Below are 13,567 nucleotides of genomic sequence, written 5' to 3' on the forward strand. Positions count from 1 at the left end.
CGCCTGGCACCCTGCCCACTCCCCCGGTGTCCTAGCGGTGGGCGCACTGCATGCTCACCCAGCCGCCACTGAGTCGCCACCCAGCCGACGAGCGCGCCGCCGCCACCGCTCCCCGGAGCCCTGACGGCCGCGTCGGGAAACGCGCGGGAACACAGGACACGGCACCTATAAGGTTCCGCAGTGGACAATCTTGAAAGCCTCGTCATCGCCCGGCGGCTGCGTGTCCCCATCAGCGACGTACCCGGCTCCCCCGCCGTCCCCGGCCAGGGCTGGGGAGAGGTGGCCGCCCGCCAGCTCGACGCCACCCTGCTGAGCGCCGGCTTCAAGTGCTCGGCGGCCCTCCTCGAACGCCTGGCGAGGCTGCCCGGCGAGACCGTCGTCGACCTCGGCGTGCGCGTGCTGGCCGCCGTCCGCCGCCTGGCCGGCGACCACGTCCAGCACAACACGTACTTCGTCGACTTCCCGCGCAACGTGCCCGACACCGTCGAGTTCTGGGCGGTGCTGCTGCGGGAGGCGCTGCTCGACCCGGTGGCCGCCGAGCGCGTGCAGCCGTCGACGCTCAACCTGCTCGCGCTGCCCCGTTACGGCCGCTACCAGCACACCTACGCCGACCTGCTCGCCGCGCACGCCGAGCTGATGCCGCTGGCCGGCGACCGGGTGACCGTGCTGGAGCTCGGCGGCAGCCTGGAGTCGGAGGCGCGGGAGCTGTTCATGTCGCTGGCGGGCTCGCAGGTGCCGCTCGCCGCCGAAGACCTGGACGCCCTGCGGACGCTGGCCGCGTCGTGCGCCGACGAGCCGGAGCACATCCCGGTGCGGGAGAACCGCGCCATCGTCAACGAGCTGCGCCTGGCCGCGGGCCGGCCGCTGATCGTCGACACGGTGACCGACGTGCTGCGGGTCGCGTGCGGCGCGTCCGGCGGTGACGTCACCCTGGCCACCGCCACCCGCTTCCGATCGTTCCGGCGGGCCGAGCGCCGCGCCCTGCTGCAGGCGCTGGACGCGGTCGCGTCCCCGGCCAAGCTCGGCGACGTGCCGCGCCACCGTGAGCAGTGGAAACGGCTCGGCGAGCGGCTGCACCCGCACGAGTACCCGCAGTTCCCGGCCGCCGCCCAGGTGTTCGACGTCGCCCGAGGCGATCGCCGCGCGCGCAGCCTCAACGGCCGGGTCGAGGCGGCTCTGCTGGCCGGCCGCGCCGGCGACGCCGTCCGGCTGCTGGAGAAGACACCTGGCGCGCTGCTGCGCCGTCTCGACCACCTGCTGCGGACCGGCGAGTCGCCGTCGGCCGTGCTCGACGCCATGGAGGAGGCGGCGGCGCAGGCCTCCGGCCGGGTGCTGCTGTCGCTGCGCGAGCACCTGCAGAACCGGGCCGTCCCCGCCGTCGGCCGCGTCTTCGCCAACCGGCACAGCCGCGCGTGGGCGGCGGCCGACGCCCGCCCGCCGCTCGGGGACGACGTCGTGGCGCGGGCGGCGGCCGTCCTCGACGAGGAGATCACCCGGCGGCTGCCCGACCCCGGCGAGCTGGTCGTCGACGCGAACGTGCTCGACGTGGCGCTGCCGCTGTCCGGCAAGGCCGCCGCGCCGGGGCTCGGCATGCTGCCGCGCGGCTCGCAGGCGCGCGTCGACGGCGAGCTGCTGCGCTTCTTCGTCTACTGGCGTCAGGCCGGGCGGCGCACCGACTACGACCTGTCGGCCCTGATGCTGGACGACACGTACGGCGACGCCGAGCACGTGTCGTGGACGAGCTACCGCAACGGCTTCGCCGAATACTCGGGCGACCTCACCGACGCGGCCGGCGGCGCGAGCGAGCTCATCAACATCCGTCTCGCCCAGGCGACCCGGCGGATCATCATCCCGCAGGTCAACATCTACGCCGGCGAGGCGTTCGACGAGGCGGCCGAGGCGTTCTTCGGCTACATGACCAGGGACGCCGGGCAGGAGGGGCTGCCGTTCGAGCCTCGCACCGTGCGGATGAAGTCCGACCTGCGCGGCGCCGGCCGGGTCGCGCTGCCGCTGGCGTTCCTGCGCGGCGACGACGGCGCGTGGCGGGTGAAGTGGCTGCACCTGTACCTGAAGGGGCACCCGAACTTCAACCAGGTGGAGGGCAACCGGGTCACGACCTCGCTGCTGGTGCGGTCGATCGTCGAACGCGAGCAGCTGCGGGTCCGGTACCTGGCCGGCCTGCTGCAGGCCAAGAGTTCGCCGGCAGGGCACACCACGTACATCGGGCTGCAGGCGCCGGCCGGCCTGCCGGACGGGTCGCGGGTGTACACGCCGGCGACTCTGCACGAGCTGATCCCCGCCTGATAAGGTGCGGATCGCGAGGCTATGGGAGAGCTTCCTTCTCATCCTTCTTTGGTAAAGAATCTCTAGTTCTTCCGCTTTCCTTGCGTTTCTGGTCGTGAGGCCATTCGGCGGCTTCCTTCTCCTGGTTCAACTCCAGGCAGGCCTGTAAGCCTGCTAGGCATCTAGCCGCCGAGCTTTCCTCGCCACCAGGCCGGGAAAGCGCCGCGCCGCACAGCGCGGCGGTCCGGGCTGCTCCTCCCCCCGCCTGCTCCCCCAGCGCTCCCATAGAGCGGGGTGCGCCCTACCCTGTCGCAAAGGGCGACATAACCAGACGCCTTCACGGGTGCGCGGCGAGCCGCCACCGATGCAAGGGATGCAAGCGGGGGAATCGAACCTGGAGTCACGGCGGCGCAGGAGCGGCTACTGCGCCAGAAGCCCCGCGCCGCTAATGGAGTAGCGAGTAAGACCTGGCAGGATCACACCCACTCGGCAAAGACCCAGTTACTGGAGCCGGTGTCCCAGCACGACCCGACATCTCCTCCTGCCGCCTTGACGGCGTACCTCCAGTAGTTGCAGGTGCCCAGGTCGGGGTAATAGCCGTGGTACTTCCAGCCCATTGCCGTTACTGAGGCCGAGGACGCCGTGGCGTTCGCGTGGGCTGGACTCGTCAGGGCAACGACTGCCCCGGAGATGGCGATGCTTGCGATGGCGATCGCCCGTTTCGCGTTACGCATAGGGTCGGTCCTTTCCCTCTGGGGGTAATGCGGAGATTCGTTGCGGCATTTGCAGCTCGGTGTCAGCCCGTGTTGATCAGCCGCTTTTGGTCCGCTGCCGTCCCTTGAGAATCGTCGGCACCATCACCGCGGTGCAAGCTGCAGCAGAGCCTTTGGCGCTTATTGTTGGGCGAATGTCCGGTGCATGTCCGACTCCTCGAACAGGCGCCAATTCTTGGCCTCAACCACCGGCAGCCGACAACGATCGCGGCCCCCTCCACCGCGCCGGAACGTAAGCGTCCTGCTCGGCGCCGCCATATATGGGACGCGCGTTCGCGTATTCGCCGAACCCGCTGCGGGCCACGCCACCGGCAACCGAGCTCGCCCTCTGACCTCGGCACCCCCAGTGAAACGCCGAAGGCGGCCCAATCCGCCTGAATCTGGGCCGCCCTCGTTACTCACGTCGCACAAAGCGAGAGAAAACAGCGCCCATGATGCCACAGGCCGTCGTCACGATTCCCGTCACGGAACTCCAGCGGCTCCTCGAGGAAAACGCTCGCCTGTCGATGCGGATCACGGAACTGCTCGTCGCCTCCGGCCACGTCGGCCCGGCAGCGCGTCGTCCGCCTCGACCAGTACCGCCTCGACCAGTACCGCCGCGACCGCCCGCCCAAGGCGGTGTGACACAGCAAGCCCAGATCATCAACGACCTGGCCGGACAGGGAGAGCGCCGCAGGTCGAAGGGGCCGTCGCCGGCGAGCACAGGCAGGACGGTGGTGTTGCCGGCGCGGATGCGGGCGGTGGCGTGCACGCCGGTCCCGGACCGGGCCGGCGAGGGCTGTGCGGGTGCGGGCGGAACGGCCGCGAGCGTCATACGAGGCCCACGGTCCACGCGGCGAGCCGCTCGCGGATCCACTCGGCCACGGGTGGTGACCTCCTGCCGCAGTGATTCCCGATGACGGCCCCATTGCCGGTGGTGGCCGACATGAGCAGGCCCGCGAGAACGAGGATCGCGGGCACGCCCCACTGGACCGCCAGGCCGGCGAGGCCGTAGGCGTCCCCCAGCAGGGGCGAGGCCAGCTCGGCGAGGCCGAAGCCGTATCCGCCGAACAGTCCCACGCAGCCGCGGACGTAGTAGACCCCGTACTCGGCCTGATGAACGTCCCGGTCGGATCTGCTGCGGCGGCCAACGCGACCTCCCAGGGGAGCAGGGGTGATCGGGGCACGAATGATCTCCGTTTTTCGCCACACCCAAGGGGTGCTTTCCGCGGCGCGGGAGCATGATCACAACGAGCAGTCCCGCTCCCGGTGCTCGTCGAGTGCGCGGAGCACGTCGGCGCAGGCCTGCGCGAAGCCGGCCAGCCGCTCGGGCCCCAGCACGTCGACGAACAGTGCGTGAACCATCTCGGTGTGCTCGGGGACTGCCTTGTTGATCGCCGCGTAGCCCTTGTCGGTGAGCCGCACGTCGGGGTAGCGGCGGTCGTCGGAGTCCACTCGCTCGACCAGCCCGCGTTGCGCCATCCGGGTGAGCTGGTGGGACAGGCGGCTCTTCTCCCACTGGGTCGCGGCGGCCACCTCCGCGACGGGCATCTCCCGCCGCTCCGACTCCGTGAGCCGGACCAGGACCTCGAAGTCGGCCGCGGACAGGTCGCACTCGCGCTGCAGGTGCTGCTGCAGGTGCGAGCCGAGATGCTTGGCCATTTCGATGTACGTGCGCCACATTCGGTCGGCCTCGCCGAGTTCCTGTTCCCATCCCATGACGCCCACTCTACCTGTTGCTTGACGTATCAACCTGGCGCTGTATGGTGGGCCGGGTTGATACATCAACCTGAAAACGTGAGGGGTGTCTCTGTGAGCGAGCAGCAGATCATCGCAGTAGTGGGCGCGACCGGAGCGCAAGGGGGCGGGCTGGTCCGCGCGATCCTCGACGACCGCAGTGGGCGGTTCGCCGCGCGGGCTCTGACCCGGGACCCGGGTTCGGCGCGGGCCAGGGAGCTGGCCGCGCTCGGGGCCGAGGTCGTCGGGGCCGATCTCGACGACGAGGGCAGCCTGCGCAAGGCGTTCGACGGCGCCCACGGCGCCTTCGTGGTGACCAACTTCTGGGAGCCTCGCACGCCCGAGGAGGAGCGGGTGCGGCCCGCGACCGCCAAGGAGCGGGAGCAGGCCGGCAACGCGGCGCGGGCGGGGCAGGAGGCCGGCGTACGGCATTTCGTCTGGTCCACGCTGTCCGACACCCGCGGCTACTTCTGGCCGGGCGACGGGACGCCGAGCTTCGAGGGCTCGTATAAGGTGCCGCACGCCGACGGCAAGGCCGAGGCCGACCGGTTCTTCCTGGAGTCGGGCGTGCCCACCACCTTCCTGCAGGCGAACGTCTACTACGAGGCGTTCCGGGGCATGTTCGCGCCCCGGCGTGACGAGACGGGCGCGCTGGTGCTGCCGCTCGGGTTCGGCGAGGCGCGGGTGGCCGCGCAGGCCGCGGAGGACGTCGGCAGGACCGCGCTGGGGATCTTCCGCCACGGGATCGGGATGGCCGGCAGGCGGGTGAACGTCGCCGGGTCCGTGCTCACCGGCGCGCAGTACGCCGCCGCGCTGAGCCTGGCGCTCGGCGAGCCCGTCACCTACCGGGCGGTCAGCCCCGACATGATCCGGGCCGCGGGGTTCCCGGGCGCGGGCGAGGTCGGCAACATGCTCCAGTACCTGATCGCGGCCGCCCCGGACATCGCCGAGCTCATCGACTTCGAGCTGCTGCGCGAGCTCAACCCGAGGCTGCAGTCTTTCGACACGTGGCTGGCCGCCCACCGCGACACCATCCCGCGCTGACCGGCACCCGTCCCCTCCCCGCGCGTGGTCGCCCCCGGGTAACGCCGCGGAGCCGTGCCACAAGATCGGGAGCTGCCCTGCCTACAGGGACGAACCGGCGGCCGCATCCCAAGCGCACGGCGGCCACGCCTCAGAAGGGACGAGATGAACAAGCTCCATCGCATGGGACTCGCGGCGACCGCCGCCGCCGCCGCGAGCCTCGCCCCTGCTTCCCGGCACGGCGAACGCCACCCCAAGAGCCGGCCGGTGCTGGCCACGGTAGCGGGGCCCGACCCGGCCGCGGGGCGTGCAGCCGGACGGAGGCTTGGAGATGGCGCAGTCGAACATGCCGAGCCCCATGCTGGACACGTCGAAGACGTCGCCGACGATCCAGGTGGCTTCGGGCAGGACACGGCGGCCCACCTCCACGTACAGCTCGTTGCTCTCGACGCACACCAGCTCGCGCGGCGGCAGGTTCTCCCACCTCCGATTCCCTTTGTCACGGCACCACCAGGCGAGGCGGCCGGTGCCCGCGCACAGGTCGATGATCCGGTTACCTCCGCGGGACGGCCGCGGCCGCTGGCAAGCCCCGCGACTGGTTCGCCCCCAGCCCCGCCGCCTCGGCCGCGCCCACGCCGCCGCCCGGCTTCCACGACCTCACCAACATCGTGGCCCGCATACCGGAGCGTGCGTATGAGCCGCAACGAAGTGCTGCCCGGCGTGCCGGCGGAGTACGCCTGCGACACCTGGCACGCCGCCGGCGCCCGCCTGATCGTCGTCACCCTGGGGGCGGAGGGTGCGCTGGTGTCCCTGGACGGTGAGCGGGCGGAGGTGCCGGCGCCGCGGGTGGAGGTCGTGGACACGGTCGGGGCCGGGGAACGCGTTCACCGCCGGGCTCCTGCCCGGCTCGGGGCGGAGGGCCTGCTCGGAGGGCGTCTCGACGGCCTGGAGCTGGAGATCGCCGTGGCGGCGGCTTCCTTCGCGGTCCGGGTGGCGGCGCTGACGTGCTCGGTCGCGGGCGCCAACCCGCCCTGGGCGTGGCAGCTCGGAGACGAATCCGAGATCGGGCACGGCTTCCCGCAGCTCTGACCATCGCGACTCTTCCCGATCACCAGGGCTCATACCGGCATGACATACGGGAACTCGCCGTGCCGCAGTTGCTCGGACACGGACGGCGTGAGCCCGGAAGGTACGGCCGTACCGGCGACGAGCGACAGCATGACCTCGGGCGCGTTGTCGGCCATTGCCCGGCCGTTGAACCCGGCGAAGCCGTACGTCGCGGGCGTACCGACGACGTAGGGCAGGACGTCGGGAAACAGCCGCCGGGCCACCGCCTCGCCGTAGCCCTGGGCGTCGTGGGCCGTCCCGCTGGCGGCGACGACTGCGGCCACCAGGCCCGCCGTATGCTTGCCGACGGCCTGGACGTCTTCGGACGGATGCCGGGTGTTGGCCGGGTCGGAGAAATCCGTGTCATCCGGCCAGAAGATCGGCCACATCATGGGATGGCCGGCGCGGTTGATCTGCCGCCAGCCGCCCGCGTCCGTCGCCAGCTTCGTAGCGGACCAGACGCCGATACGGCTACCGGGCCGCAGCCGCGCGTGCCGGTGCGAGACCTCCAGCACGATCGACTCGACGGTCGTGTCGGCGAAGCTGTTGCGTGCGGCTTCGGGGCGCCACCCCGACAGGTCGACGGCGGTGCCGTTCTTCACGGCCGCGTTGACGATGCTCAGGAGCGACAGGTCGATGTAGAAGGAGTCGCCGACGCGTCCGGCCCACATCCGGACGTCACCTCCGTCGGCCGCCTCACCGGTCCAGCCCTCCAGCAGCAGTTCGCCGGTGGGGGCGTCCTGGCGCGCCGCGTCGCCGGTGAGGGCATGCAGCTTCAGCGGCTGCCGTCCGCCTGGGTCCGCTTCGCCGAAGGACGCCCGATAGGTCAGCTCCTCGAACTCGGCCCCGTCGATGTGCACCTTGAACTCGTAGCGTGCCTCCGGGTGGAAGCCCGGCTCCGCGTACACCCCCGTGATGTCGCTGTTGACGTCCATGACGAAGACGGTGCTGTCGCTGCCGGAGAAGACGTAGAGATCGTCGAGGTAGAGCTGGCCGTTCTGTCCCGCCAGCGGCGTATCAAGGTGATGGGACATGGCACGTCCCCCTCTGTGCGTTTCCCCTGGCCGCGCCCCCTACCCCAGCCACGCGTCTTGTGCGGTGGCGCGGCGAGCGTGTCCGTAAAGTCTTTTCTAGGGAGTGCGTCTGGCATCATCAGCCCCATGCGCGACTGCGCGCCGTGCACCAGAGCAAACGAATCGTAGGAACCTGCATACGCCCTAGGAGCGTCCTGAAGATCTTGGCGGTCTGGCCAGACGGGGCTCAGGACTTCAGACTCGGGTCATGATGGGCCGTCGGAGGGTTGCGGCCGGGCCTGAGGTGTGGGTCGTGTGCCGGGAGTTGATTCCGGCCGGGAGCGTGTTCGCGTTCCTGGCCGAACATCGGCGGGTGTTGTTCCCGCCGGAGTCGTTCGCGGATATGTATGCGCCGGTCAACGGGCGTCCGTCGGTTCCGCCGGGTCTGCTGGCGTCGGTGGTGGTGCTGCAGGCGCTGCATGGATTGTCCGATGAGGAAGCGGTGGCGGCGCTACGGTTCGATCTGCGTTGGAAGGCCGCCTGCGGGCTGGGACTGTATGACCAGGGGTTTGATCCGTCGCTGCTGACGTATTTCCGGCGTCGGCTGGCTCGCTCGTCGCATCCGGACCGGATCTTCCAGGCCGTCCGCACCGTGGTGGAGCAGACCGGGGTGCTGGCGGGCCGGACTCGGCGGGCGCTGGATTCGGCGGTGCTGCTGGATGCGGTCGCCACTCAAGACACCATCACCCAGCTGATCGCCGCGATCCGCCGGGTGGCCCGCCAGGTGCCTGGGGCCGCCGCGCTGGTGGCGGCGCACTGCCATGCCCACGACTACGCCGATCCCGGCAAGCCGAAGATCGCCTGGGACGATGAGGAGGCCAGGACCGCTCTGGTGAGCGGGCTGGTCACCGACGCGCTCACCCTGTTGGACCACCTGAGTGGCCGGGATCTGGACGAGGTGGCCGATCACGCGGTCGGCCTGCTGGCGGTGGTCGCCGGCCAGGACGTCGAGCCCGCCGACGGTTCGGATGGCACCGATGGACGGTGGCGGATCGCTCGCCGCACCGCGCCCGATCGGGTCATCTCCACCGTCGATCCCGAGGCCCGCCACATTCACAAGAGCGGCCGGCAGCGTGACGACGGCTACAAGGCCCACCTGGCCGTCGAGCCGGAGACCGGACTGTTCACCGCGGTCGCGCTACGTCCCGGCGCCGGTGCCGCCCACCACGAGGCCGCCGTTGCTCCTGACCTGCTCGCCGACGAGCGGGGACCGCTGCAGATCCTGGCCGATGCCGCCTACGCCGCCGCCGAGCTGCGCGCCACCCTCACCAACGCCGGGCACCGGCTGCTGATCAAGCCACCCGCGCGTAAGCCTGCCGTGCCCGGCGGGTTCACCCTGGACGACTTCGTCATCGACAACGGCGCCGGCACGGTCACCTGCCCCGCCGGGCACACCGTTCCGCTCGCCGCCCCGTCAGGCCGCTACCAGCAACGCCGCGCCACCTTCACCGGATTATGCGCCACCTGCCCCTTGCACGATCGCTGCACCACCGCCACGACCGGCCGCATCGTGACCATCCGCCCGCACCACGATCTGCAGGCCGCCGCCCGCCACCAAGCCGCCACCGACCCCGCCTGGCAGGACGACTACCGGCGCTGGCGGCCCATGGTCGAACGCGCCGTGGCCTGGCTGGTCGCCCGCGGCAACCGCCGTCTGCCCTACCGCGGCACCCATGCCAACGACCGCTGGCTCCACCATCGCGCCGCCGCTCTCAACCTTCGTCGCCTCATCAACCTGGGACTCACCCACACCAGCGGCATCTGGGCCCTCGATGCGACCACTCCATAGCCAGCAGACGGGCCGACGCATGCCGACCCGCCCACCAAGATTTTCAGGACGCTCCTAGGCGTGTCGCCGGCCCAAGACTCCTCGTGTCGATCTCCATGGGGCAGTTCACCACCGAGCGGTCACATATCGTCGAACAGCCGGCGCGCGACCAGTTCCTCCGGAACCGCCAGCCCGCGTGAGCGCATGGCCGGTGTCCCAGGGCACGTCGGTCACCCGGCCGGTGTCGAGGGCGGAGGGTGGGCAGTCCGCAGCGCGTTCAGGTAGTCGTCGGCGGTGAGGGCCAGGTCAGAGGCGGCGCAGCCAGAAGCCGGCGCTGTGCTCGTCGTGGTGGGGCCGGTCGTAGATCCAGCCGTCGATGAGGGCCAGGTCGGCGAGCGTCCACGCGTACGAGCGGGACGCCCACCCGTCTTCGGGGCGGTTCATCAGGTGGTACTCGGTGCGCAGAACCCGGCCGTCGCCGTCGACGCGCTCGAGTTCGCGGACGAGGACCCGGTCGCCGAACGCGTGCAGGCGCGGGCGGGACCGGTTGAGGACGGGGCACGCCGAGCAGTCGCCGGCGTCTGTGAGGCAGGGGCCGAACCCGCCCCAGGCGGCGCGTGGGGTGTTGTGTGCCTCGAACACTTTGCACCCTTGGAGAGGCCGGCCGGCGGCCGCGTACCTGTCGGGGAGCAGCAGGACCGTGGCCACGGATTCGGCGTAGATCCGGCTCACCGCGCTGAACGGCACTCTTCCGGCGAACGTCACCCCGGGCCGGCGGCCGGTGTCGTGCCACTTGCCCGCCACTCGGTGACGCAGACGGGCTGCCGCGGGCGCGAAGTAGCGGTCGAACGCGTCGTCACGGTCGTACTGGTCGCCGACGTACGCCAGCGGGACGGGGCGCGGCTGGGCGGCGAGCTGCGCCGGGTCGGCTTCCTCCAGGAGAGCATCGTCGACCGGGAACAGCATCGAGCGGGCGCCGGGCGAGGTGGGCGGCGAGATCATCATCGACACGCCCAAGAGCCGTGGCCGGCAAGCGGACGGTGAGCCTGGACGCGGAGACAACACGGATGCCGGCCGAGTGGAGGATCGAGCAGAAGCGCCCGCGCATGGCGTCAGGGATCCCGTATCAGGATCATGATCTGATCCATGCTCGGCCGGACGGGCGGCCGGTGTCGCCCGAGCGGGTGTCCGCCGGGGTTCAAGGCATTGGCTCAGGCCGCCGGCCTGCCGGTGATCAGACTGCACGAGGCGCGGCACACCGCCGCGACGCTCGGGCTCGAGGCCGGTCTCGACATCAAGATCGTGAGCGCGCAGCTGGGGCACTCGCGCGCGCATCACGCAAGACGTGTACACGCACGTGCGCCAGGCGTTGCACGACGAGGCGGCGGAGCAAGTTCTGACGCTGGTGGAGAAGGGCGATGCGGAGCAGGAGGCTACGGATGCCTGATCATGTGCGGGCTGCTACCACCGCGCTACCACCGGTCTGCCTGACGTGTTCAGAACACCCTCGACGAGTGTCGGGTTCAAGCAGCTCAGCCCGATTCCAAGATGGGGCATATCGCGCAAAAACGATTAATGGCGCTACCCACCATGAGGGCGATGCACCGTGTCACTAGCGGTAACTTTGGTCCCTATGTCAGTAGTACGGCGGGCTTTGGGCGCGTTGATTCACCGTGCCTACGCGGCGATCCGCCACGCCGGTGCGATCACTCCGGCCACCCCGGCGGGTTACCGTTTCCGCCGGATCGGCGACGGGGTCAGCATCGCCTTTCCCCCTGGCGCGATCTTCGGTGAGCCGTGGATCGAGATCGGCGACCACACGCTCATCGGCGAGCGCGTGTCGATCTCCTGCGGCATGGGCCCGGGGGTCGACCTGGGCCCCGGCTCGATCCTGCGGATCGGCGGGAGCTGCTCGATCGGCAGGGGCTCGCACATCGTGGCCCACCAGTCGATCGACATCGGCGACCACGTCTTCACGGGGCCGTACGTCTACATCACCGACCAGAACCACGTCTACGACGACCCGGACGTGCCGATCGGCCGGCAGTGGCCGCGCAACAGCCCGGTCTCGATCGGCTCGGGCTCGTGGCTGGGCGCGGGCGCTATCATCCTGCCGGGCACGACGCTCGGCAGGCAGTGCGTGGTGGCGGGCGGCGCGGTGGTGCGCGGCGAGTTCCCCGACCACAGCGTGGTGGCCGGCGTCCCGGCCCGGCGGGTGCGCGGCTACTCCCCCGAGCTGGGCTGGCACTCCCCCGTCTCGCTGGACGTCTGATCGGGGGATGGACCGAACCCTGTTCTGGCGACTAGCGTCTGTTCATGCGCACTCCCATCTGTGAGCGCCTGGGCATCGAGCTGCCGCTGTTCGCCTTCAGCCACTGCCGCGACGTGGTGGCCGCCGTCACGAACGCGGGCGGGTTCGGGGTGCTGGGCGCGGTCGCGTACTCGCCCGAGCGGCTCGACACGGAGCTGAGCTGGCTCGACGAGCGGGTGGGCGGCCGGCCGTACGGCGTGGACGTGCTCGTGCCGGGCAAGGTCGACCCCTCCGCGCACGACCGGGGCGTCCACCTGATGGACGCCGTCCCCGACCGGCACCGCGACTTCGTCACCCACCTGCTGGCCAAGTACGGCGTCAGCGCCACGGGACGGCCGCTGACCGCCGTGGCGGACGAGTTCGGCAGGCGGGTGACCGCGGCGGGCGCGACGAGCCTCATCGACGTGGCGCTCCGGCACCGCATCGGGCTGATCGCCAGCGCCCTGGGGCCGCCGCCGCCCGAGATGGTGGCCAAGGCCAGGGAGGCGGGCGTGCCGGTGGCCGCGCTGGTCGGCACGGTCGAGCACGCGCGCCGGCAGGTGGCGGCCGGCGCGGACATCGTCGTGGCGCAGGGCGGCGAGGCGGGCGGCCACACCGGCGAGGTCTCCACGATGGTGCTGGTGCCGCAGGTCGTGGACGCGATCGCGCCGGTCCCCGTGCTGGCCGCGGGCGGGATCGCGTCCGGGCGGCAGATGGCCGCGGCCATGGCGCTCGGCGCCGAGGGCGTGTGGTGCGGCTCGGTGTGGCTGACGACCGAGGAGGCCGAGACGCCACCGGCGGTCATGCGCAAGCTGCTGGCGGCCTCGTCCCTGGACACCGTGCGGTCGCGCTCCCGTACGGGCAAGCCGGCCCGGCAGCTGCGCTCGGCCTGGACGGAGGAGTGGGACTACGGCCAGGAGAGCCCGGGGCCGCTGGGCATGCCGCTGCAGATGCTGGTGGCCGAGGGGGCGATGGCGCGCATCGCCGCGGCGGCGGAGAAGGGCGACGCGGGGGCGGTGGAGCTGGTCAACTACTTCGTCGGCCAGGTCGTGGGCCAGCTCGACCGGGTGCGTCCCGCGCGCGAGGTCGTCTACGACATGGTCAGCGAGTTCGGCGACGCGGTGGAACGGCTGCGGCGTCTGTCGGAGTGACCCCGGGGATCAGGCAAAGGGGTGATACCGGGCTACGATGCGCGTGTGGTCGGGACACCGCCCGAGCTGGAGCGCGGCACCGGCGTACCGGCTCACGTGCAGATCGAGCGGTGGCTGCTGCAGTCGATCTCCAACGGCGAGCTGGCGCCGGGCGACCGGCTGCCCGGCGAGCGGGAGCTGGCCGGGCAGCTCGGCGTGAGCCGGATGACGCTGCGGCAGGCCCTGGCCACGCTGGAACGGGATGGTGTGCTGTTGCGGGTGCTCGGCCGGTCGGGCGGCGCGTTCGTGGCGGAGCCGCGCATCGAGTGCGACCTGACGGGTCTGGCCGGGTTCACCGAGCAGATGCGCCGCGCCCACCTGCGGGCCGAGGCGCGGATCCTGCG

Annotated in this window: 13 protein-coding genes and 1 pseudogene; 8 read left to right on the forward strand and 6 right to left on the reverse strand. The window is 71.2% G+C overall.

Annotated features, from left to right (window positions below):
- Positions 1-180 precede the first annotated feature (180 nt).
- Complete coding sequence (locus E1286_RS40620) at positions 181-2,304, forward strand: TerD family protein (protein ID WP_132621602.1); 2,124 nt, start codon at positions 181-183, stop codon at positions 2,302-2,304.
- A gap of 455 nt (positions 2,305-2,759) precedes the next feature.
- Here E1286_RS40620 and E1286_RS40625 read toward each other — a convergent pair whose 3' ends face one another.
- The 3 genes from E1286_RS40625 to E1286_RS40635 all read right to left on the reverse strand — a co-directional run bounded on the left by E1286_RS40625 (position 2,760) and on the right by E1286_RS40635 (position 4,754).
- Complete coding sequence (locus E1286_RS40625) at positions 2,760-3,017, reverse strand: hypothetical protein (RefSeq protein WP_132621604.1); 258 nt, start codon at positions 3,015-3,017, stop codon at positions 2,760-2,762.
- An 849-nt stretch (positions 3,018-3,866) separates the two neighbouring features.
- Entirely contained in the window at positions 3,867-4,115 is a 249-nt protein-coding gene (locus tag E1286_RS40630) for a hypothetical protein (protein ID WP_132621606.1), read from the reverse strand.
- Between the two features lie 165 nt (positions 4,116-4,280).
- Positions 4,281-4,754, reverse strand: coding sequence for a MarR family winged helix-turn-helix transcriptional regulator (locus E1286_RS40635; protein WP_132621608.1), 474 nt, complete (start codon positions 4,752-4,754; stop codon positions 4,281-4,283).
- A 78-nt stretch (positions 4,755-4,832) separates the two neighbouring features.
- Between E1286_RS40635 and E1286_RS40640 the strand changes: the two genes are divergently transcribed.
- Positions 4,833-5,816 (forward strand): NmrA/HSCARG family protein, encoded by a 984-nt coding sequence (locus E1286_RS40640; RefSeq protein ID WP_223190862.1) that lies wholly within the window; start codon positions 4,833-4,835, stop codon positions 5,814-5,816.
- Positions 5,817-5,897: 81 nt separating this feature from the next.
- On the opposite strand, the gene E1286_RS50890 is transcribed toward E1286_RS40640, so the two are convergent.
- Positions 5,898-6,251: a class I SAM-dependent methyltransferase gene (locus tag E1286_RS50890; RefSeq protein WP_132621610.1), complete on the reverse strand. Its 354-nt coding sequence runs from the start codon at positions 6,249-6,251 to the stop codon at positions 5,898-5,900.
- Positions 6,252-6,488: 237 nt separating this feature from the next.
- Here E1286_RS50890 and E1286_RS50895 point away from each other — a divergent pair, with 237 nt between their 5' ends.
- The gene (locus E1286_RS50895; protein WP_132621612.1) at positions 6,489-6,884 is read left to right on the forward strand and encodes a PfkB family carbohydrate kinase; all 396 of its coding nucleotides are present in this window, start codon (positions 6,489-6,491) and stop codon (positions 6,882-6,884) included.
- Positions 6,885-6,913: 29 nt separating this feature from the next.
- Here E1286_RS50895 and E1286_RS40655 read toward each other — a convergent pair whose 3' ends face one another.
- Complete coding sequence (locus E1286_RS40655) at positions 6,914-7,936, reverse strand: DUF4331 family protein (protein WP_132621614.1); 1,023 nt, start codon at positions 7,934-7,936, stop codon at positions 6,914-6,916.
- Positions 7,937-8,228: 292 nt separating this feature from the next.
- On the opposite strand from E1286_RS40655, the gene E1286_RS40660 reads away from it, so the two are divergent.
- Complete coding sequence (locus E1286_RS40660; protein WP_246075593.1) at positions 8,229-9,764, forward strand: IS1182 family transposase; 1,536 nt, start codon at positions 8,229-8,231, stop codon at positions 9,762-9,764.
- Positions 9,765-10,049: 285 nt separating this feature from the next.
- Here E1286_RS40660 and E1286_RS40665 read toward each other — a convergent pair whose 3' ends face one another.
- Positions 10,050-10,754, reverse strand: coding sequence for a hypothetical protein (locus E1286_RS40665; RefSeq protein ID WP_132621618.1), 705 nt, complete (start codon positions 10,752-10,754; stop codon positions 10,050-10,052).
- A 135-nt stretch (positions 10,755-10,889) separates the two neighbouring features.
- On the opposite strand from E1286_RS40665, the pseudogene E1286_RS50900 reads away from it, so the two are divergent.
- The 4 genes and pseudogenes from E1286_RS50900 to E1286_RS40685 all read left to right on the forward strand — a co-directional run.
- Positions 10,890-11,075, forward strand: a pseudogene (locus tag E1286_RS50900) (tyrosine-type recombinase/integrase); the annotation flags it as partial.
- A 301-nt stretch (positions 11,076-11,376) separates the two neighbouring features.
- Positions 11,377-12,015: an acyltransferase gene (locus tag E1286_RS40675; RefSeq protein ID WP_132621622.1), complete on the forward strand. Its 639-nt coding sequence runs from the start codon at positions 11,377-11,379 to the stop codon at positions 12,013-12,015.
- 44 nt (positions 12,016-12,059) lie between these two features.
- On the forward strand, positions 12,060-13,184 hold the full coding sequence (locus E1286_RS40680) for a nitronate monooxygenase (RefSeq protein ID WP_132621624.1): 1,125 nt from the start codon (positions 12,060-12,062) through the stop codon (positions 13,182-13,184).
- A gap of 45 nt (positions 13,185-13,229) precedes the next feature.
- The coding region (locus E1286_RS40685) for a GntR family transcriptional regulator (protein WP_165970139.1) at positions 13,230-13,567 on the forward strand (338 nt) is incomplete at its 3' end.

Source organism: Nonomuraea terrae, assembly GCF_004348995.1.
Taxonomy (GTDB): domain Bacteria; phylum Actinomycetota; class Actinomycetes; order Streptosporangiales; family Streptosporangiaceae; genus Nonomuraea; species Nonomuraea terrae.